This window comes from Paenibacillus sp. PL2-23, assembly GCF_040834005.1.
Taxonomy (GTDB): Bacteria; Bacillota; Bacilli; order Paenibacillales; family Paenibacillaceae; genus Pristimantibacillus.
The window spans coordinates 3,479,683-3,501,014 of record NZ_CP162129.1 but is presented as its reverse complement, the minus strand read 5'-3'; the positions used below and the strand labels follow the sequence as shown (position 1 = coordinate 3,501,014).

Here is a 21,332-nt window from a genome sequence, read left to right as displayed (position 1 = left end):
TATTCAATCGATGCCCTCCAGGTGGAAAATACCGCAGTTAATGGCGGATGCCGTCACGCGGGGCTCGTATTGCCATTTGATCTCAGCTTTGCGCTGCTCGAACTGCTCCTGTATGGCGGCTTTATTGTCCTCCAAAGCATGCTCGACCAATGGCTCGTAATAAGCGTGAATTCGCGACAGCTCCTCCTCCAGCCTCTGCGACGCCTCCGTCGCCCAGGTGTAATCGTAGCTCTTCAGCTTTCGCTCCAGCTGCTGCTCGACAATAGCAAGAGCTCTGGCAAACGTTATGCCGTTTTTTGCCACATGAATGTTAGCCGGCAGCCGAGGCGTCAGCCTGGTGGCGACAAGACGATGATGGAAGCCGTCGATACAATGCCCAGTCGCCAGGGAGACGCCGAAGCTGTGAATTTCCTCGCGCTTTCGGTCACAGGCAAATTCCACCTTCAGGTTCACGCCCAACCACGCCGTATAGGCCGTGGATTGGAAGGGGGTTGCGCCGCGTTTGTCCGGCTCTTGGAACAAATAGACGTAGCTGCCCTTGCTCCTGGAGGCGCTGAACAGCTGATCCAGCTTGCGCGAGCCGAAGTAAAGCTCCTCTCGCGGTATGCGAGGTGCGTTAATGGAGCTGTTGATGAAGCCGAAGGAGCGTGCCAGCGCGGCGTCCGCCGCCGCAGACTGGCTGTCCTGCTGCGGCGCGCTAGAGGGCTCGTTGACAGGCTTTGCCTCCATGGAGGCTTCGAATTTGTCCTTATCCGTAATGAACAGGAAGGACATGGTCTCGGGCTCCGCTCCCACACGATCCACGAAGCTCCAATAGTAGGGTCGGTTCGTCAGCTCCCGGTCCGCTTGGGGCGACAGCTTGACGGTGTAATGAGCGGGAGATTTCTCGATGATGGAGCATTCCGTCGCTTCCAGATAACGGCCCAGAAACTTATGCACCTGCTTGGCGTTCATGGCTTTACCTCCGTTCCGAGGCGGTCTGTCCGGATCATCAGATCCGGCTTAGGCGAAGCGTAGGAATGGCTTCCTGTCGTTTGGACTTCGCTGCGAATTTGGCTAATGGAGCTCCCCAGCGCATGTAGCTCCCGCTGCAGCTCCTGATCGCTGCCAGCATCCAGCATAGCCTTCGCAAGCCGCTGCTCCAGCGAGTCGCCGCCCTCGAATCGTTCCAGAATATGGTCCAGCTCTCCGATGACCAGCTCGAATAAATTGATTTTTTCATGCAGGAGGTTGACGATATGCTCCTCGATCGTGCCCTGGGTGCACAGGTTGTAGATGCGCACATCCTCCGTCTGGCCAAGCCGATGCACACGTCCGATCCGCTGCTCCACCCGCATGGGATTCCAGGGCAGATCGAAATTGATCATGTGATGGCAAAACTGCAGATTAATGCCTTCTCCTCCGGCTTCCGTTGCAATTAACACTTGGGCGCGGCCGCGGAACAAATCCATCATCCAATCCTTTTTGCCTCGATTCATGCCGCCTCGGTAAGGAACAGCCATCATGTCGTGGCTTCGGAAAAACTGCAGCAAATATTCCTGCGTGGCGCGGTACTCCGTGAAAATGATAACCTTCTCGTTCATCTCCTTGACGAGCTCCATCGCCTTTTCTGCTTTTGTGTTCGCTTTAATGCCTTTGATTTTTTCGACGAGCTCCCATATTTTAGGGCGGATCGGCGAATCCTCGGACGTTTTTTTGAACAAATTGACAAGGGTCAGGAAGACGGCATCTCTGCTGCTGCATACCTCTCTCTGAAGCGTTACGAGCGACAGCATGCTGGACATATCGCCTCCGCTTTCCTCATAACGCTCCTTGACAAAGCCGGTGACGGCGTCGTACAACGCTTTTTCTTCAGGGGAAAGTGATAGCGGGATGTTTTTGACAAAACGTTTCGTAAAGTGGATGCCGCCGTCGCCTCTGCGGTTCCGAATCATAATGGAGGACAGAGCCTCCTGCAGCTGATCCTCGTTTTTGGGCAGTCGCTTGTCCACCACGAAGTTCGCCGCGAACTCGCTTTGGCCGCCAAGCTGGCCTGGCTTCAGCAGGGTGATCAGATTGTACAGCTCGTCCAGATCGTTTTGAATCGGCGTTGCCGTCAGCAGCAGGCAATATTTTTTGCGAAGCTGGGTGGCGAACTGATAGTTGGTTGTTTTTTTGTTTTTGAGCTTATGGGCTTCGTCTATAATGATCAGATCGTAATCGGTGCCAAGCACGCGCTCCCGATGAGGGTCGCGTTTGGCCGTGTCTATTGACGCGACGACGATGTCATAGCCCCAGGTGTGCTCCTTCTTCTGAGCAACGGCGGATATGCCAAACTTCTGATTCAGCTCACGCACCCACTGCAGGACTAGAGAGGCGGGCACAAGAATAAGAGCGCGCTTCACGAGGCCGCGAACCATATATTCCTTGAGCACGAGACCTGCCTCTATTGTTTTGCCCAGTCCAACCTCATCCGCAAGAATCGCTCTGCCGCCCATCTCGTGGAGCACCTTGCTTGCGGTGCTGATCTGGTGGGGCATCGGCTCAATGGCAGGCAAGGTCTTCAAGCATTGCAGCTCTTCGAAGCTTTCGACGCGCCTCGCTTCTTCGGCTTCCATTGTTAGCTGATAGAGCGTCCAATCGTCCCAGGGTCCATTCTTGCTGATGCGCTGCTGCAGCTCGTCGAACCAGCCTCGGTCGACCTGCAGATCCACATGCGTATGCAGCTTGCGTCTGGCAGGGGATGGACCGTTGGCGGACGCGGACGGTGACGGGTTGTCGAATGTCATATCGAGCGCTCCTTCCGGTTGTTGGCAAAGTTATGTTTATTAGTATGACCTTATGAAGCCATATTCATAAGAGTCATAGCTTAGTTGAGCGGCTTCAGATTTGAAGTGTTACCGGGACTAGGGCTTTTCACTGCGCTTGGGCTTTCAAATTTCCTGTATTCTGAATAATCGAATTGAATTTAATATCAATTCTCAACTGTGGAAAGTAATCTGTTCGCCAATGCGATAGCTCCACTCTGTTGTATTTTGTTCGGAATAATTGGCCGGTACCAAGAATGTCTGCGTTCTCTTTCTGCAGCTTTCTGAGCATACCCTCGAATCTGACGGTCAGCTGCTCGTCAATTTCCTTCTTGATTTGGTCAATCGTCGGCTGTCCGCGTGTTTCGACCAGAGAGCCCTTGAGCGTAACGGAAACTGTGAGTATGGGCCGGCCATTCTGGATAAAGCTCCTGCGACGAATGGATGTGCCTATGATTTGCACGGTCGCGTGATCCATGACTTCAATTTTCCCTCGCGCGCTAATGCCGTTAAATACGTTAATGAGCAGAGTTTCGTCAGATGACAGCCGTTCAACGAATCGGCCGTTCCGGATGACGGCTGATCCTCTGCTTTCAATCACTGTGCCTTTGCCTGATCGGATGATGGGAACGACGGTGTCGCGTGTGTAGGATCGCATGCTCCTGTAAAGCTCCCAAATACGGTCAGCTGCAATATGAGGATTCCACCCCGCATTTTTTTCGAAAAAATTAATTAACACCGTACCGTTGTTTTTATTGTAGAACTCGATATTATGGAAAAAAGTGTCGATTGGCTCATCGCAAATCGCTGCCATTGTATTGGGAGACAGGGCATGGGCGCGCATAAACGTCTCCACAATGTCATGAACTCCAACCTCAGCAAAGCTGGCTTCGAAGAGAACAACCTTAAGGTGCAGGAGATCGACTTGGCTTTCCATATTTTTGCTCATTCGGTCGACAATTTCGTTAATTGTTGTACCGGTCTGCTGGACGATCCGGATTTTGGTTGCCCCCAGTCCGGGCTCTGGTATCTGGAGAATAACCACATATATTCCCTCTCTTTTGGCAATTCCCATCGCAATTGGAAGTGCTCTGTGATTAATGTCCTTGTTGTCCCAGCAGCCGCTCAGTGTTGGTAAAATAATCAGCCATATCGCAATAGCCGGAAACAGTCGTCTAAGAAGGTGATTCATATGTCTGATCTCCTCTCTTGCTGCGGGCATGGCGGTATCCAAGGGCTAGGGTAATGAAAGGGATGACGAACATGATATAGAGTCTAAAATATGTGTTCCAGCCAAGAAGCTCCTCCACGTTCTGCCAGTCCTTAAGCTGGAGCGAGGCCAGCCATAATACGAGTGCCCACACAGCTGTGAAGGGCTTGATGGGTATTTTTGCGAAACGACCTGCAATAATCGTTGTTTTCCATAGGACAAGAGCCAGAAAGATGATTACAAATACGATCATACTCAGCATAAAAAACAAAGTTGTCCTCTCGAAAATTAAATAGTCGATATCGACGGTGTCGGTAGCCATCAGGAATGGGAAAAGGAAAGTAGATGCTGTGTTCTGACCGAAGGTCAGGATCGGGACGTAAACCGAAATTAGAAATAAAGGCAGCAGAACCAGGCTGGACAATAGAAGCTTCCGGTGATGGTAGTGGAGCCTGGGCTGGACAAAGCCGAGAAACAAGAACCCTCCTCCGAAGGCGAACAAGCTTTTTAGAAAGGGCTGGGCTGTCAGAAAGGAGAAGCTTGAAGACCTTTCATCCATCACTGGGAGAAAGTAGTGCCAGTCGGCGTTCTGGAATGAGGAAGCGAGCACAAATACGGCAAAAGGCAAGCATAAGCCAAATAACAGCAGTCCTGTCCGCATCATCGACTCCAGCCCCAGCGATGCCACATAAGCTGCAATGCCAAGCAATAGAGCGATTGTAGCCCACAAGGGGGTATTCTCAAGATAAAGCAGATTGATGATTTCTCCATAGGCTCTCGCAGTAATGATGAGGACCAGCGTCAAATAGATGAACACAGGGGCCAGCAGAACCGCAGCTGCATGCCTGCCTGCCATAGCGAGAATATCAGGCAGGCTATGGCCGTCGGCCAGTCGCAAGCCCTTCAAATACACGTAAAGCACCACAACGTGTATGCTATAGCCGACCAAGATTGGGATCCAATGGCCGGCTCCGGTTGATTCAATGATATCCGCTGGATATAAGAAAAAAATCAAGCCGATATGGGTGAGCCAATACATACTGATCACTTGTGCGTTTTTAACCATTGGGTCCCCTCCCAGATTTGTACAGCTGCAAATACGGAATGCCGAAGGACGTTACGCTGGAGAGATAAGCGCATATGATGACAAGTCCTCCTATTAAACCGATGACGCCAAATATAGCGGATAGGACAAGCAACAAATATTTAAAGAGACGAACGGAGAAGGAATTTTGGAAGCCAACGACCACAGAGCTTGAAATGGAAGTAGCGGCTAGAATAATGATAAGCAAATTGCTGACCAGCTTAGCGCTGACGACGGCTTGTCCTAATATGATGCCTCCCACCATCGTTACTGTAGGTCCTATGCTCTTGGGAAGTCGTATGCTCGCCTCTAACGTTAATTCCAGAATAAAAAGCAGCAGCAAAGTTTCTACGATAGAAGGATAAGGAACATCTACGCGGCTCTTTGCGATTGAGAGGGCCATCTCAATACGTAGCACGTCCGGGTTCACGGAAACAAGCGCAACATACAAGCCGGGAATGATGATGTTCGTAAATACGGCAAGGATACGAAGAAAGCGGATCAATCCCATAAATACAGCAGGGAAGTTTCTGTCGTTTTGCACCGCAAACATATCCCAGAGGAGACTAGGAAGGATCACGGCAAATGGCATCCGGTCTACAAGCAGGACAGCTTTGCCAAGGTTCAACGCGGTTTCGGCTTCCTGCGGCAATTCTGATGTATTGAATTTCGTCACAAGCGTCCACTTAGGAAATCCAAGAATAAGTGAAAGCATTTGGAGGTTGCTAAGCTCTTGTTCGGCATGTCGGTTCAGTTGCTCCATTATCGATTGCTTCAACTGAGGTTCGATCAAATCATCCTTATACAGCAGAACCACTCGCTTATGCCCTATTTTCCCGAAGTGGAATTCCCGGGTTAAAAGGGTGGAGGAAGGCTCATGCTTGCGAATGAGTCCGATATTGGTATCCAGGTCCTCTACGAAGGCGCTGATCGAGCCTCTAAGGACGTTCTCTGTCGTTGGCGTCTCGATTGATCTTGATAAGGTTTTGGCAATTGGCGTGACCGCCACAAAGCAGCGATCTGCTTCGAGCCATAGAAGTCCCTGCCCCTCTAATATGGCTGTCAAAAGCTCCTTTTCCTCTGGATCTGGAATAGGTTTGCCTAAGACGACACAACCTGAAGCTGGATTGGCAGAACGTTGATACAAGCTATTCAGGGTAGCGGGTAGATCAATAAGTGAACGTTGGGCGATAAAAATGGCTTCTTGGCCGCTAATGCGTATTGGCTCAAGAAGCAGATCGTCGTCCGTCTTCGCTCTGAACTTTAATTGTTGAAGGATACTCATGAGTTCCCCTTCTTTATCATTTTTCACCAGTATGCGCTAATGAGGGAGAAACATGCAGTGATCTGGAAATGGAATTTCTTCAAATAGAAATAAACAGCAAGCTCCGGAACGTTGATGTCCCGGAGCTTGCTGTTATTCGTAATAGCTGCTGTGCTGCTGCCTTAACGCTGCAGCACTCTTGTCACCATGGTGGCGAATTCGGCTCTTGTGATCGACTTGGCAGGTCGGAAGGAGCCGTCTCCATAGCCGGTAATAATGTTGTTGGCGCTTAGGGCTGCGATGGCTGACGCTGACCAGTCCTCCGACTCTACATCAGAGAAGCCTGTGCTGCTGCCACTGAGCTGGAATGCTCTGGCAAGCAGCACGGCCATCTCGGCCCGTGTCAGAGGCTTGTCCGGCTGGAAGGTGCCATCCGAATAGCCATTCATAAGTCCAGCTTTCTGTGCCGCGCCGATGTAGCCAGCGGCCCAGTGCATCCCGGATACATCGATGAAGCTGCTTGGCTGGGCATCCAGGCCCGATTGAAGCACCATCACCTTCACAGCCTGCGCCCTTGTCATGCTCAGATCTGGACGGAAGGTCTCATCCGGGAAGCCGGACAGCAATCCCTTCTGAATAAGGAAGTCAATGCTGCCTTTGGCCCAATGCTGCATCGTATCGCTGAAGGATACGACTACAGGGGCTTGCTCTTCCTGTTCCTGTTCCTGTTCTGTTTCATCTTGCTCTTGCTCTTGCTCCTCTTGCTCTTCATCCTGCTGGGCAGGCGGCGGGTTAACCGGGTTGACAGGAGGGATATATGGCTGTACATAAGTCAATGGAGGCGCAAAGGTCGTAACGCTGCGCGCCATGGTTTGCTGCTCCAGCGCGTATCCCATAGCCAGTACGTTGGCGTCATCCCATGCTTTGCCTACCAGCTGCATGGAGATGGAGTAGCCATTCGGGCTTTGGCCCACGGGCACAACCACTGTAGGCAGGCCAACGGTGGATGTCAGTACGCCAGTGCCTCTGTCCGCACTCAATTGAGCGGCGGCGCCGTCATTGTTATACATGTCGCTAATAAAGCCGGCATATACAACGCTGTCTACGTCGAATTGATCCATCCAGTCTGCAATAATCTGCTTATAGTTCGTACGGTAATTGATATAGTCCTGTACCTGAGCTTCCGTCATACGTTCACGAACCTGCAGGCTTCGTTGATTGTACAGCAGCACCTCGGGCGAAGCGAGGAGCTCATCGCCGCTGGCGAAAGGGAAATTATCGTGAAGCTCGAGATAGCGGGCCCAGCCCTCGGCTCCTGCATTGCCGCCTGGTCTTGTGCCGCCGCCTGGAGGCGCGGTCATCTCGACCATTTCAGCACCTGCTGCGACCAAGCTGTCAAAATGGTCCATAATAGCTGTTCCTGTACCGTCATCGGCATAAGAGGATACGAAGGAGGCTGGGATATAGCCGATACGTTTGCCATTCAGGGCAGTGGCATCAAGAGCTGCCGTCCAGTCCTCGGGCCTTCTGTCATCGGCTTCTACAGTCAGCATATCCTGAGGGTCTGTGCCTGTTGTAGCATTCAGCAGGTACGCCAGATCCGTGACGGTGCGAGCGATAGGGCCCGCATAGTCCTGTCCCCATGTCAGCGGCATAACGCCGCGTGTGCTTGCCATGCCGTCAGTGCCGCGGAACGTCGTCAGGCTGGCGCCAACTGTCGGCGCATACAGGGAGACGCCTGTCTGAGTGCCCAGCGCAGCGGCCGCGAAGCTGGCTGCAACGGATACGGCAGAGCCGCCGCTGGAGCCGTACGAGGTTTTGGACGGATAGAGCGCATTCCAGGTCTGCATCCAGCCGCTTTCGCTGAAGCTTCCGCTGTTAGCGAATTCCGAGGTATTGGCTTTGCCAATGATAACAGCTCCCGCTTCTCTCAGCTTTTCAACCTGATAAGCGTCTGATGCCGGCTGCCATCCCGCCAGCGCCTTGGAGCCGCCTGTCGTCGGCATATCCTTCGTGTCAAAAATATCTTTGATGGCAATGGGAATGCCAAGCAATTCCCCGGTTTGTCCTGCTCGGCGCGCTTGGTCGGCGGCTCGGGCCTGCTGAAGGGCCGTGCTGGATACGTGCAGGAAGGAGTGTAAGCCCATTTGCCCGAGGTCGTAGGCCGATATACGATCCAGATAAGCCTGGGTAATGGCTTCCGAGGTTGTCAGCCCGTTCACCATATCAGCTTGCAGCTGGGCGATGGTTTTGTTGAACACATCGTAGCTGGAGCTTGTCACCATAGCAGGCGCAGCGGGAGCCGCCGGCACACTGAGAGAGGTGACGCCAGCGCATACGGCAGAATCAAATCCGTTTAAGCTGGTTACATCCCAGTTGCTCAGCGTACATACCTGCTCAGCAGTCAGATTCGTTAAATCCGGGTTGTCTGCCAGCTGATTCAGTGTTTCTTCTGCCTGAGTCAGACCTGCATCGCCTGTTTCACCCGCCATGACATATCGGGCCAGAGATTCAGTATGGCCGGGCTGGATTGTCAGCTGATGAATAAAGCCGTAAAAGTTCGACTCGTTGCCGGCGGTTGCCAGCGGAGTGGTAAAGGGGTCCTTCTGCTGATTGCCTGTGCCATGCAGCGCGCCCTGGAACGGGGCCGATTCGCCCAGCAGCACCCCGATTGGCCGGTCCGCTGCTCTGGAATTGCCGATTAGTGCCCAGGAATCCTCGGAAGTGATGGCAGTGTCGCCGCTGGAGGTCATTTTGACCAAGCTGTTATAGTCGCCGCTCCCATAGCCCAGCGATCCGCCAAAGGAAACATCGACCGTTATAGCGGCATTGGACGTATTCGTAAAGGTGTCAAAAAACCTGACGCTATTGCTGGCGTTATTAACATAAATATCGCGAGTAATCAGGATACCGCCTTGATTGAAGGATTGTGTTGTGGCAAAGGAGTTGGTGCCGTCGAAGGTAAGTCCAAAGCCTCTCATGAGCTGTCCGTTCATACGGGGCGAAGGTGTTGTTGAGACTTTTACAAAAATATTGCCAAAGCCTTGAATCGGTGTAGCGTTTGCGCTCCGAATGCTGCCCGTATCGAGGTTAGGGGCAAAGGAATCATGAATGAGCCATTCTGTTCCCGCTTGAGATGTTACCTTAGTTAACGCGTTTACGTTAGCAGAGGGTAATGCTCCAGTGAAGAGCATAGTTAGTGCAAGAGTGGCGGAAAATAAGGATTTTTTACTAAATCGGGGCCTGAAATCCCTCAGTGCCTCCCGATCTACTTTCTTCATTTTAAACAATATGCTCCAACTCCTTCTCTATTATATGTTAAGAATCCTAACATCATAATAGTAGATTCGTCAATAAATTTCGTATAAATATCTCAAAATGATATTTTATATCACACTTTAATTGTTCTGTAGTGTTAAAAGGATGATAGATTTCTGCAAAAAAATATTAAGACAAAGTAAATAACAGCTTGTATAATAAGAGGGCATTCAAAGAATCTACTGACCTATTGTCGAATGGAGCTATTGTGGAATGAAACAACATATTGTGGAGCTGAACGTGGTCAAAGCGGTGGCTATTATAGCTGTGCTGCTTATTCATGTGACCGCTGATCCGCGCGTAGGGGTGCCCTGGGGAAGCGCGTCGGCGCCGTTCTACATGCTGGCCAACCAGCTGAGCATGTTCGCTGTGCCGGTCTTTATTCTCATTAATGGACTGGTCCTGTTCTATCGCTATCACGACGATTGGAGCTTCGCGCAGGCGATGGAGTTCTATAAGAAACGTTTAAAATTTATAGTCATTCCCTATGTGATTTGGGCTTTGATCTACTATTTATACCGACAGGCGCTCAGCCAGCAGCCCGTTTCATTCGATCTTCTGGAGTTTGTCGATCAGCTGCGGTGGGGCGAGACAGGCTATCATTTGTATTTTATGATTATCATTATTCAATTCTACCTTGTGTTCCCGTTGCTGATGGCCGTTGTGAGATGGCTTCGGCTGAAGCCTCGCCATCTGGTTATTCTTGGCTTGCTTGTGCAAGGGGTTTTCTATTCGATTCATCACTACGTGAAGCCGTTCGAGAATGCCGCCAAGCTTCTGCCCAATTATGCCATCGTATTCGGAGTCGGCGCCGCGATCGGCATGTGTTATGGAGCGTTTGCGAAGAAGAGCGGGGGAGTATGGTGGACGTTTGCCCTTACCGTATTTGTTGGGTTTACCTACCTGCTTATGCTGATTGCGCATCGGGATGGGACAAGCTATTGGCCTCCTGCTTATGTAATTCTGTATAACCTGTATGGGGTGCTTGCGGGCATCAGCTTAATCTGGATTGGTCGAATGGTCATGGATCGTTCCGCTCGGGTCGGGAGATGGCTGCTGGCGCTCGGCGCTGCCTCATTTGGCATTTACCTCGTTCACCCGGCAGTGCTGTCAACGTGGAAGACGATATTCAACCCGCCGCCGCAGCATGTCTTTTATCATCCTTATATCGCTGTGACGCTGCTTGTTGTGCTCGCGATTCCTTGGCTGATTGTGTTAGTGACCCAAAAAATCAAATTTTCCTGGCTCCTATGGGGCAGAGGGTGAAGGGCTTCCGCGCGTTATCGTTGACGATAACGCGTTTTATTGTGTGGTGACAAAAAGCGATATAATCCATAAATTTGAGCGTTAATCTCCATGTTATTCCACAGTAGAGAGGAGTAAACTTATAGCCATGGCGCCAATAAGGGGGAAATATCGTGAAATCTATGCCATTGTTTCAGGAGCATCTTGTTAAATATAAAGGCCAATATATGATAGGTGCAGCGTTATTGTCCATATCTTGTCTGTTGCAGCTTGTCATACCGCTTCTGCTCGGCCACTTCACTGATCTGATCGAATCCTTGTCGCCGACGATGGCGGATATTACAACCATCGCCTGCTGGATTGTCGGAGTTGGTCTGGTGTCTGCCTTCTTCCGCTCCATCAGCCGCATTTATTTGTTTCGTCTGGCGCGTCTGCTGGAAATGCGGCTTCGGAGAAAGCTTTTTGTCAAATGGGAAAGCTTGTCTGCGGAATACTTCAACCGGCAGCGGATCGGCGATTTGATGTCGCATGCCGTCAACGATCTCAACATAATGCGCGATGTCGGCATGACAGGGGTGTTCGCGGCAATAGAGGCGGCCATTCTTATTGCGATTGCAATTGTGGCGATGGCGGGCACCGTTCATATGGGCCTGACCTTAATCGTGCTGCTTCCGCTGCCGGCGTTGACCTATCTGGCTTATCGATTCCGTACGCGGATTCAGGACCGGACAACTATGGTGCAGGAAGCGATTGGCGGACTGACCAGCCGCGTGCAGGAGTTTGTGGCGGGCATTCGCGTCGTCAAGGCTTATGCGCAGGAGCGGGCGGAGATGAATAAGTTCCAGAAGGAAAATGAGCGCAATGTCGAGACGAATCGCCTTCTTATTGAAGCAAACTCCTCATTCTCGGCGCTTAGCCAAGCAATCGTAGGGCTTTGTTATCTGTTGTCCGTTGTATTCGGCGGCATGCTTGTTATGAAGGGGAGCATCAGCCTGGGCCAATTTGTTGCCTTCAATACGTATCTGACGATGCTTATATCCCCTGTAGAAAACTTGGGCAAGGTCATCAATGTGTTTCAGCGGGGAAGGGCTGTTGATGAACGTCTTAGGCATGTGCTGGATACGCCGCCTGAGGTGGCTGACGATCAGGACACGCTCCCTATGGATAAGATCCAGGGGGGAATTCAGTGCCGCGGGCTAAGCTTCCGATACCCGGGCCAGGAGCATAATGCCCTTGAGGATATCCATCTGAATGTGCCCGCTGGCGGAAGCCTGGCGATTGTAGGGAAGGTCGGCAGCGGCAAGACGACGCTTGTTCAGCTTCTGCTGCGGCTGTACAATCCGCCGGAAGGCACCGTGTTTATCGACGGACGGGATATTCGGGGCATCCCGCTGCAGCGCTTGAGGCAGTCGGTTGGCTTCGTGCCGCAGGAGCATATGCTGTTCTCGACGACAATCGGCCAGAATATCGCCTTTGATCCCAAGCGGTATTCCGGCGAGCAGATCAGCGAAGCGGCGCGGATTGCGCAGGTGCATGATAATATTATCGCCTTCCCGAGACAGTTCGACACCTCGCTGGGCGAGAGGGGGGTCTCCTTGTCCGGAGGCCAGCGTCAACGCGTCAGCATTGCCCGAGCGGTTATTAAGAAGCCTTCCATTCTAGTATTCGACGACAGCTTGTCTGCCGTTGACGCAGAGACGGAGGCGCGTATCCTGAGCAACTTGAAATCGATGATGAAGGATCGAACAACAATCATTACGAGTCACCGTCTGTCGGCCATTCGTCACGCGGACGAAATTATTGTGATGGATCATGGACGGATAGTAGAGAGGGGCGACCACGCGTCGCTGATGAAGCAAGGCGGTTTGTACGCGTCCATCTATGAGAAGCAGACCGTTAACCGCGCAATGGAGGGGTAAGCATGGACATTCATGAGGAAGATAAGCGCCGCAATATAAAGGATGGGTTGTTATGGAGGAGGATGCTCGCATTCGCTCGTCCATATTGGAGGAGCATCACGGTCTCATTTCTGTTCGCCCTGCTTATCGCCGCTACAGCCGTGGTGCAGCCGCTTCTAGTCAAAAGCGCGATCGACGACCGGATTGGCGGGATCGGGAAACCGATGGTATCTACCTCGGATCCGGCTCTCGCGCAGCGGCTGGAGGAGGATGAGCGGACGTACGGCTCTCCCGTATTCCTTGGGGATTCCGTCTATTATCGGGCGGAGCCGACGAAGGAAGCGTGGCTGGAAGGGACCCAGCTTGCGCAGATTGTCGACATTGAGAGCGACTATGTGCTTGTAGAGGGCTGGCCGCTGCAGGCCGAGGGGCTGCAGGTGTCCGAATCAGGAGAGGGAGTCTTGATTACGGCCGAGGATGGAGCTGTCTGGGCAGGAATGGTATTGACGGATGAGGAGGCGTCGGCGTTCCGCAAGCAGGATTACACGGGCTTCGTCTGGATCGCCGGTTTATTCCTGCTCAGCGTTATCGTCTCCGGATTATTCACCTACTGGCAGTCTAATTTATTGCAGATGACCGGTCAAAGAATCATTTATGATCTCAGAGCCCGAATGTTCGGCCACCTGGCTAAGCTGCAAACGTCTTATTATGACCGTAACCCGGTTGGTCGTGTTGTAACGCGAGTGGCATATGATGTCGAGGCGATTAATCAGCTGTTCTCGCAGGTTATTGTCAATCTGGCGAAGGAAGCGCTGCTTCTGTTCGGCATTGCTGGCATCATGCTGTATCTTCATCTGGAGATGGCGCTTGTATCCTTTGCGGTTATCCCGCTGCTTCTGATCGCCACCTTCTATTTCAAAAAAATAATACGCGACGCTCAGCGCGCGGCACGGGTCATGCTGTCTCGTCTCAATTCGTTTCTGGCGGAAACCTTGTCGGGCATGAGCCTTATCCAAATGTTCACAAGAGAAAGCAAGCAGCTGGAGCATTTTGACGAGTTTAACATGGCGCATTATAAAGCGGGCATGAGGGGCACTGTCAACAACTCGGTGTTCAACCCGCTGATCGCGTTTCTGGGCAATCTGGCATTGGCGATTGTCGTCTGGTATGGCGGCAAGTCGGTGCTTGCCGCTGGGGTTACGTTCGGCGTTGTTTATGCGTTTACGACTTACGTCCGACTGTTTTTCCAGCCGCTTGCGGCTTTGTCCGACCGCTATACGCAAATTCAAACCGCGCTTGCATCGGCGGAGCGCATATTCGAGCTGCTGGAGGAGAAGCCGACAATCGCTAGCCCTTCTAAGCCTGTTAAGCTGGAGAAGCCGCTGCGCGGCTCCATCCAGTTTGAAGGCGTGTGGTTTGCGTATGAGCCTGACCAATGGGTGCTGCGGGATATTAGCTTCTCCGCAAAGCCAGGGGAGACGATTGCTTTCGTAGGTGCAACAGGAGCGGGCAAGAGCTCCATCATCGGGCTCATTAACCGGTTCTACGATATTCAGAAGGGTACGGTGCGGCTGGATGGCATTGACCTTAGAGAGCTGGAGCTGGAACAGCTTCGGACCTCCATTGGAGTCATTCAGCAGGATCCCTTTGTGTTCTCGGGCAATGTCTACGACAACATCCGGATGAATCGCCCGGAGGTCAGCAATGAGGATATTCGCTTAGCCGTCAAGCTGCTGGATATGGAGGATTTTATTATGAGGCTTCCGCAGCAGTATGAGACCCGGATCGGGGAGCAGGGCATGCGGCTCTCCTCGGGACAGCAGCAGCTGCTTGCCTTCCTTCGGGTATTCGTCAGCAATCCCGACATGCTCATTCTGGACGAAGCGACGGCGCACGTCGATACGGAGACCGAGCAGACGCTGCAGCGAGGGCTGATGAAGCTGTCTCAAGGGCGGACGACGCTGATTGTAGCGCATCGGCTGTCAACGATTCAGCATGCTGATCGAATCATCGTCATGCACAAGGGGCGTATTCAGGAATCGGGTTCGCATGCCGAACTGATGAAGCTCGGAGGCGCATACCGGAAGCTGGTGGAGCTGCAATACAGCGAGAGCTCTCCAGAGGCGCCCGCACAAAGCGCGCAATAAGAGCCGGCGGCCATGATGGGCCGCCGGTTTCTCTGTGCTTAGGGGGATGCTTTGTGCGTTCTGGCATATTCCTTCGGGCTGGTGCCGACCATCTTCTTGAACATCCGGCTAAAATACAGCTCATCCGCGTACCCGATGCTCTGCGCGATGGCTTTCATCCGGTAATCGGATAACGTCAGCAGCTCCTTCGCTCTGTCCATGCGCAGCTGGGTCAAATAATGAAGGGGCGTGCTGCCTGCGTATTTTTTGAACAGGCGGCTGAAGTGGCTTGGGCTCAGGCCAGCCATATCGGCCAGATCGTCCAGCGTAATGCTTTTATCATAATGATTGACCATATAATCAATGGTCTTCTCAATGACCGTATTGGTATGGCCGGTCACAATCTGCGAGCGCAGATCCGCAACGATAAGCGTCAACAGCTCAAGCATCGCAATGCGCTGCCGCATGATGACCAGCTGGCTTCGGCGCTTCACAAGCTCGCACATCTGCTCGAAGGCATGCAGCAGAGGCAGTGGATTCTGTATAGTGAAGGCGCCGTGGAGCAGCAGGGGACCGGACGACTCGCCTTCGGTCATCCAGCGTCCTTCCTCTTCATAAGACGTGGTATAAGTGAACCGGACAAAATAAAATTCTAGCGGTTGCCCTTCCTCCGTCGAGCGCTGCACAACCGTGCCAGGGGCCACCACAAACAGCTTGCCGGGCTCAGCGGCATGCGAGACGCCGTCAATGACAAAAGTGGCTTTGCCTTTGGAGATGAGCCACAGACTGTTGAACCGATGGGTATAGGGCTCCTGCGTCCAATTGACTCCCTTCCTATTATGGCCTGCCAGCAGCACCTTGAAATTCATCTGATTCAGCTGGCGCATGATATCTCCGGGCTTGATCATTCTCTCACTCCTTCTTCAGCTCCCGATAAGCGGTGGGCGGCATTCCGTAATACCGGATGAATGCCCGAGTGAACGAATAGGGGTTCGCGTAGCCCAGGGAATACGCGATTTCCGTCACTGTCGTCCCGGGCTCAAGCAGCCAACCCGCAGCTTTACCCATGCGCACCTCGGTGATGTACTGCTGCGGCGACTTGCCCGTCGACTCCGAGAACGCAGTCGAATAATAATTCCGATGCAGGCCGGCCATCTCGGCCAGGCGATCGACAGTCAGCCCTTCAGTCGCATGAAGCTCGATATAAGCGACGCTTTGCTCAACCCAGAGGGGCAGGGGGCGAATCGACTTGCGCATATCCTCCATCAAAGCGGCGAACAGCTGGAGCAGCAGGCTCTGCAGCAGCAGCGTCTCTCGCGGCGTTGTGAAGCTGGAGCCTTCCTTGCGTAGCAGGTGGAACTGCTGGTCCATGATCGACATGATGGCTGGTGTCAGGCATTGGCGTTTATAGGGGACAGAGTCTGTCAAACCAGCCTCTTCAAGCATGGAGGCCGCCGCTCCGCCGTCAAACGCGATCCAGCGCAGACGCAGATCGGGACAGCTCTCAGGCCGCTTATAGGTGTACGTCCGGCCGGGGAACAAGCAGAAGACATCCCCTTCCTTCAGCTCGATGCTTTGCCCGTCGTCCAGCAGCTCAAGCTCGCCTGTTACTATGAGATGCAAGCTGAAGCATTCAATGCGACGCGGTCCCGTCACATAACCAGGTCTTGTGATGCTGTGGCCGGCGCGAATGGTCCATAGCTGTCCGTCCCGCTCCCAGGCTCCAGGCGTATGATATAGAAATTCCCTGTACTCGCGACTGTCTTCGATCATTGCCATGTAAGCCGCCCCCAGCTGATAAACGGATAGTTGTATCTGAGATTCAGATATGGTCAGATGTATGGGTTTCTCCTAAGATTATAGCATAGGAGGCGATACTGGGATGAAGAAACCTAATATTTTGTTGATTACAAGCGATCAGCAGCACTGGAATACAATCGGAGCATTTAACTCCGAGGTCCATACGCCGAATCTCGACAGGCTGACCAGGGAAGGAACGGCGTTCACGCGCGCGTATTGCCCCAATCCAACCTGTACGCCAACGCGGGCGTCCATTATTACGGGGATGTATCCGAGCCAGCATGGGGCCTGGACGCTTGGCACGAAGCTGCTGGAGGACCGCCATACCGTCGGGGAGGATTTCAGTGATGCGGGCTATCGCACTGCCTTGGTTGGCAAAGCCCATTTCCAGCCGCTTCGCTCGACAGAGGAATATCCTTCGCAGGAGGCATATCCCATCCTTCAGGATTTGGAGCACTGGCAATCGTTCCACGGTCCGTTCTACGGCTTTGATCATGTGGAGCTTGCGCGGAATCATACGAATGAGGCGCATGTGGGACAGCATTACGCTTTATGGATGGAAGAGAAGGGCTGTTTGAATTGGAGGGATTATTTCCTCCCGCCGACTGGCACAATGGATCCGGCTCAAATGTACAAATGGCCGATTCCGGAGGAGTATCATTACAACACATGGATTGCGGAGCGGACAAACGACTTGCTGGAGCAGTTTAAGGAAAGCGATGAGCCATTCCTGCTGTGGTCCAGCTTCTTCGACCCGCATCCCGATTATTTGGCGCCGGAGCCTTGGGATGAAATGTATGACCCTGACAGCTTAACAATTCCTTCCGTGGTGGCGGGAGAGCATGACCGCAACCCGCCTCATTTTGGCAAAACGCAGGAGGATGCTCCGGATTTCTCCGAGCTGCTGGAGAGCGGCTACGGCATCCATGGCTATGGCTCTCATCTATACAAAGGCAAGACTCGGCTAACGGATTATGATAAGAGGAAGCTGGTTGCGGTGTATTATGGCATGATCAGCCTGATGGACAAATATATCGGAGCGATATTGGATAAGCTGGACGAGCTTGGTCTTGCGGAGGATACAATAGTTGTATTTACAACCGATCACGGTCATTTCTTCGGGCAGCATGGGCTTCAGGCCAAAGGCGGCTTTCATTACGAGGATTTGATTAAGCTGCCGTTTATCGTTCGTTACCCAGGCCGAGTGCCTGCTGGCAAAACTTCTGAGTCGATTCAGTCGCTTGTCGATCTTGCGCCGACATTCCTGTCGTTCTGCGGCATTCCCATCCCCCATGCCATGACGGGGATCGATCAGAAGGAGGTGTGGCTCGGGCAGCGGGAAAGCGCGCGTGATCATGCGATATGCGAATTCCGGCATGAAGCGACGACCATTCATCAGAAGACGTACGTAGACGCGCGGTATAAAATAACGGTATATTACAACCAAACCTACGGGGAGCTGTTTGATTTGGTCGAAGACCCCGGCGAGCTGCACAATCGTTGGGACGACCCCGATTATGCGGTGCTGAAGTCGGAGCTGCTGCTCAAATATATTTGGGCTGAGCTTGGCAAGGAGCCTCTGCCGATGCCTCGCATTTGGCATGCATAACCTCAAGGGCTGCGGCAGCCAATAGAAACCAAGGCCATGTGCTCCTGGCAGAGTACATGGCCTTGGTTTTATTTTTTCAGCTTGAAGTGTACCACAGCACTATACCTCATCTTCTCGCTGCGGGGGTCGAATACCGCTTGATGAGACACCGCATGCACATCCAGCATCAGCGCTTTGTTCACCTCGATGGCTTTGCCGATATCCTCCTCCAGCGCCTTCAGGCTGGCAGCCTCAAAAAACTCTACTTTTGTTTCGATCAGGTCCAGTCGGAATTCCATTGCTCTTATTGCCTCCCTAGAATGACTCATTTGACTTTCATTATTAATATGGAAGGGGAGTCTGTCAACACATCCAGTAGCGCAGTTCCTGTTATTGCTCTCGGAACTGGGAATGGGCCATTCGGTGTTCAGGAGAAAAGTTCCCAATTTGTTAACGATTCAGACGTGTCCTCGGTGTGAATTGAGGTACAATAAAAGGAACGAAGAGAGGAGGGGCATAGATGGGGAACGTTCCGGCATCAGTGTGGATTTTTTCGGTCATTATAATCGCGCTTATCACCTGGATGACGCTGTGGGTAACCAAAAAAGCTTACTCCAAAAAATGGGATGAAGCGGACGAGTAATTATCTTAGAACGCCGTGTCGTTATCGGGGCTAGAGAGGACTTGTCAGCTCCATAACGACACGAGGAATTGCTATTGCCCCACAAACACATCAAATTACTTCAACAACGATCCCGCGTGTGGCTATCGAGCGTAAAGAGGGCTTGTGCGGCTCCATAACGACACGAGGAATTGCTATTGCCCCACAAACACATCAAATTACTTCAACAACGATCCCACGTGTGGTTATCGAGCGTAAAGAGGGCTTGTGCGGCCCCATAACGACGCGAGGAATCGCTATCGCCCCGCAAACACATCAAATTACTTCAACAACGATCCCACGTGTGGTTATCGAGCGTAAAGAGGGCTTGTGCGGCTCCATAACGACACGAGAAATCGCTATCGCTCCACAAACACATCAAATTACTTCAACAACGATCCCACGTGTGGCTATCGAGCGTAAAGAGGGCTTGTGCAGCTCCATAACGACGCGAGGAATCGCAAACACATCAAAATACTTCAACAACGATTCCACGTGTGGCTATCGAGCGTAAAGAGGGCTTGTGCGGCTCCATAACGGCACGAGGAATCGCTATCGCTCCACAAACACATCAAAATACTTCAACAACGATCCCGTGTGTGGTTATCGGGGCTGGAGACCAACAAAAAGACGCCTCCGCATCGCGGAAGCGTCTTGGTCACTATGTATGATGCCCCAGAAAAGAATGGTGCCGCCGAGAGGACTTGAACCCCCAACCTACTGATTACAAGTCAGTTGCTCTACCAGTTGAGCTACAGCGGCATGTCTCTATTTCCTGAAGACAAGACTTATTATTACACATCCTTAATTATATATGCAAGCCTTTTTGTGAAGTTTAAATTTTCAGAAAAGTTCGGGACTTAACCACGCTTTTTCCAGCTGCTGCACGCCTTCCTTCAGCTCCAGCTCCGTCAAGCCGCCGAAGCCCAGCATGACATAATGGGGCGGGCAGTCCATGGGATTGTTCCAATGCCTGGCAGGAGAATACACTCTGCATCCCTGGGCTTCCGCAAGCTCCAGCAGCTCAGAGGCTGCTCGTCCCGGCACATTCAGGAGCACATGCATGCCGGAGCAGTCTCCGATGATGCTGGCGTGTTCGCCAAAATGCTCCTGGATGGCATCAAGCAGCGCTTTGTGACGAGCATGATATACGCGACGCATCTTCCTGACATGACGGGCATAATGCCCGTTTTTCATAAACAGCCAAACTGCCCCCTGAAGGAGAGGCGAAGCAGCCTGGCTGTACAGTGTCAGCTTAGCCCGCAATTGCTGAGCCAGTCTCTCAGGAAATATGATGTAGCTCAGACGGACCGCCGGCAGGAATGACTTCGAGAAGGTGCCCGTATAAATGACGCGATCCTGTGTATCCAAAGCCTTGAGCGCGGGAATGGGAGCGCTGCTGTAGCGGAATTCGCTGTCATAATCGTCTTCGATAATATATCGCTCTCCCTCAGCCGCCCATTGCAGCAGCCGCAGCCGTTTCTGAACGGGCATAACCATCCCGAGCGGAAATTGGTGGGAAGGGGTGACATATACAATCCTCGCATCCTTCGCGTCTGCTTGAAGCTGATGCAGATTGATCCCGTCGTGCTCTATTCCAATGGGAAGCAAGGTGCAGCCGGAGCTGCGAAAGACGGATTTGACGCCAACATAGCCGGGCTCCTCCATAGCGATGGAGGCTGCATGCAGTCCCAGCAGCTGGATGAGCATGCTAACCGCATGCTGCGTACCCGCGCACAAATAGATTTGATCCGCTCCGCAATCCATGCCGCGAGACTGATACACATACTGGGCGATGGACTCCCGGAGACCATAGTGTCCCTGTGGATCGCCGTAGCCGAACACGTCCTTGTCATTCAACGCGAGTGACTCCGTCACACAGGAGCGCCAAGCCGTATGCGGGAACCGGTCGAACGCGATATCCCCGTAACGGAAATCGTAGCGTATTTTTTTTGATGCAGCGGCTGCTGGGGCTGAAGGCGCATGCTGGGCGGAAGCTGAGCTGCCGGGAGGTGCAACTAACTCCTCAATAGCCTGCACTCTGTAGCCGCCACGTTCCTTGCTAACCGTATAGCCTTCTGCGACAAGCTGAGCGTAGGCGGCTTCGACCGTATTTTTGCTAATACCCAGGTGGTGGGACAGCTGGCGAATGGAGGGGAGAGCTTGTCCAGCGGCCATAGCTCCCGTCTCGATTTGTTTGCGTACATACAGATACAGCTGCATGTAGAGAGGGACGCGGCTTTGCTTGTCTAATAACGGTGTGATTCCAATCATATGGTTCATGGATATCTGTCCCCTTAATATTCATCATTTCTGTCCCTTTAGGCAGGTACAGAATAGGTATATAGTGAC

15 protein-coding genes and 1 tRNA gene are annotated in these 21,332 nt (G+C 52.5%); 5 read left to right on the top strand and 11 right to left on the bottom strand.

Annotation, left to right across the window (positions count from 1 at the left end):
• Nucleotides 1-3 precede the first annotated feature (3 nt).
• The 6 genes from AB1S56_RS15375 to AB1S56_RS15350 form a co-directional block, all read right to left on the bottom strand.
• Nucleotides 4-954, bottom strand: coding sequence for a YqhG family protein (locus AB1S56_RS15375; protein WP_340869256.1), 951 nt, complete (start codon nt 952-954; stop codon nt 4-6).
• Nucleotides 951-2,768, bottom strand: a complete 1,818-nt coding sequence (locus AB1S56_RS15370) for an SNF2-related protein (protein ID WP_340869255.1) — start codon at nt 2,766-2,768, stop codon at nt 951-953. Before AB1S56_RS15370 ends, AB1S56_RS15375 begins: the two co-directional genes overlap by 4 nt.
• 127 nt (nt 2,769-2,895) lie before the next feature.
• Nucleotides 2,896-3,978: a Ger(x)C family spore germination protein gene (locus AB1S56_RS15365; protein WP_340869253.1), complete on the bottom strand. Its 1,083-nt coding sequence runs from the start codon at nt 3,976-3,978 to the stop codon at nt 2,896-2,898.
• The gene (locus AB1S56_RS15360) at nt 3,962-5,062 is read right to left on the bottom strand and encodes a GerAB/ArcD/ProY family transporter (RefSeq protein ID WP_340869251.1); all 1,101 of its coding nucleotides are present in this window, start codon (nt 5,060-5,062) and stop codon (nt 3,962-3,964) included. Before AB1S56_RS15360 ends, AB1S56_RS15365 begins: the two co-directional genes overlap by 17 nt.
• On the bottom strand, nt 5,055-6,392 hold the full coding sequence (locus AB1S56_RS15355; RefSeq protein WP_340869249.1) for a spore germination protein: 1,338 nt from the start codon (nt 6,390-6,392) through the stop codon (nt 5,055-5,057). The genes AB1S56_RS15360 and AB1S56_RS15355 overlap by 8 nt, the downstream gene beginning before the upstream one ends.
• A gap of 134 nt (nt 6,393-6,526) precedes the next feature.
• The gene (locus AB1S56_RS15350) at nt 6,527-9,325 is read right to left on the bottom strand and encodes an amidase family protein (RefSeq protein WP_340869247.1); all 2,799 of its coding nucleotides are present in this window, start codon (nt 9,323-9,325) and stop codon (nt 6,527-6,529) included.
• A 550-nt stretch (nt 9,326-9,875) separates the two neighbouring features.
• Here AB1S56_RS15350 and AB1S56_RS15345 point away from each other — a divergent pair.
• From AB1S56_RS15345 to AB1S56_RS15335, 3 genes are all read left to right on the top strand, one after another.
• Nucleotides 9,876-10,928 carry an acyltransferase gene (locus AB1S56_RS15345; RefSeq protein ID WP_340869245.1) on the top strand — a complete coding sequence of 351 codons (1,053 nt, stop codon included), beginning with the start codon at nt 9,876-9,878 and terminating at the stop codon, nt 10,926-10,928.
• A gap of 161 nt (nt 10,929-11,089) precedes the next feature.
• Nucleotides 11,090-12,826 (top strand): ABC transporter ATP-binding protein, encoded by a 1,737-nt coding sequence (locus AB1S56_RS15340; RefSeq protein ID WP_340869357.1) that lies wholly within the window; start codon nt 11,090-11,092, stop codon nt 12,824-12,826.
• 2 nt (nt 12,827-12,828) lie between these two features.
• A complete protein-coding gene (locus AB1S56_RS15335) occupies nt 12,829-14,952 on the top strand; it encodes an ABC transporter ATP-binding protein (RefSeq protein ID WP_340869244.1) in 2,124 nt (707 codons plus the stop codon).
• 38 nt (nt 14,953-14,990) lie between these two features.
• On the opposite strand, the gene AB1S56_RS15330 is transcribed toward AB1S56_RS15335, so the two are convergent.
• Both AB1S56_RS15330 and AB1S56_RS15325 read right to left on the bottom strand, forming a co-directional pair.
• The gene (locus AB1S56_RS15330; protein WP_340869242.1) at nt 14,991-15,839 is read right to left on the bottom strand and encodes an AraC family transcriptional regulator; all 849 of its coding nucleotides are present in this window, start codon (nt 15,837-15,839) and stop codon (nt 14,991-14,993) included.
• A gap of 4 nt (nt 15,840-15,843) precedes the next feature.
• Nucleotides 15,844-16,710: an AraC family transcriptional regulator gene (locus AB1S56_RS15325; protein WP_340869241.1), complete on the bottom strand. Its 867-nt coding sequence runs from the start codon at nt 16,708-16,710 to the stop codon at nt 15,844-15,846.
• A 103-nt stretch (nt 16,711-16,813) separates the two neighbouring features.
• Between AB1S56_RS15325 and AB1S56_RS15320 the strand changes: the two genes are divergently transcribed.
• Nucleotides 16,814-18,340: a sulfatase-like hydrolase/transferase gene (locus AB1S56_RS15320; RefSeq protein WP_340869240.1), complete on the top strand. Its 1,527-nt coding sequence runs from the start codon at nt 16,814-16,816 to the stop codon at nt 18,338-18,340.
• 68 nt (nt 18,341-18,408) lie between these two features.
• Here the strand turns inward: AB1S56_RS15320 and AB1S56_RS15315 are convergent, their stop codons facing one another.
• Nucleotides 18,409-18,618 (bottom strand): DUF2536 family protein, encoded by a 210-nt coding sequence (locus AB1S56_RS15315; RefSeq protein WP_340869239.1) that lies wholly within the window; start codon nt 18,616-18,618, stop codon nt 18,409-18,411.
• 221 nt (nt 18,619-18,839) lie between these two features.
• Here AB1S56_RS15315 and AB1S56_RS15310 point away from each other — a divergent pair, with 221 nt between their 5' ends.
• A complete protein-coding gene (locus tag AB1S56_RS15310) occupies nt 18,840-18,962 on the top strand; it encodes a hypothetical protein (protein WP_340869238.1) in 123 nt (40 codons plus the stop codon).
• A 704-nt stretch (nt 18,963-19,666) separates the two neighbouring features.
• Here AB1S56_RS15310 and AB1S56_RS15305 read toward each other — a convergent pair.
• Both AB1S56_RS15305 and AB1S56_RS15300 read right to left on the bottom strand, forming a co-directional pair.
• Nucleotides 19,667-19,742 (bottom strand) — tRNA-Thr (locus tag AB1S56_RS15305).
• An 81-nt stretch (nt 19,743-19,823) separates the two neighbouring features.
• Entirely contained in the window at nt 19,824-21,263 is a 1,440-nt protein-coding gene (locus AB1S56_RS15300; protein ID WP_340869236.1) for a PLP-dependent aminotransferase family protein, read from the bottom strand.
• Between the last annotated feature and the right edge of the window lie 69 nt (nt 21,264-21,332).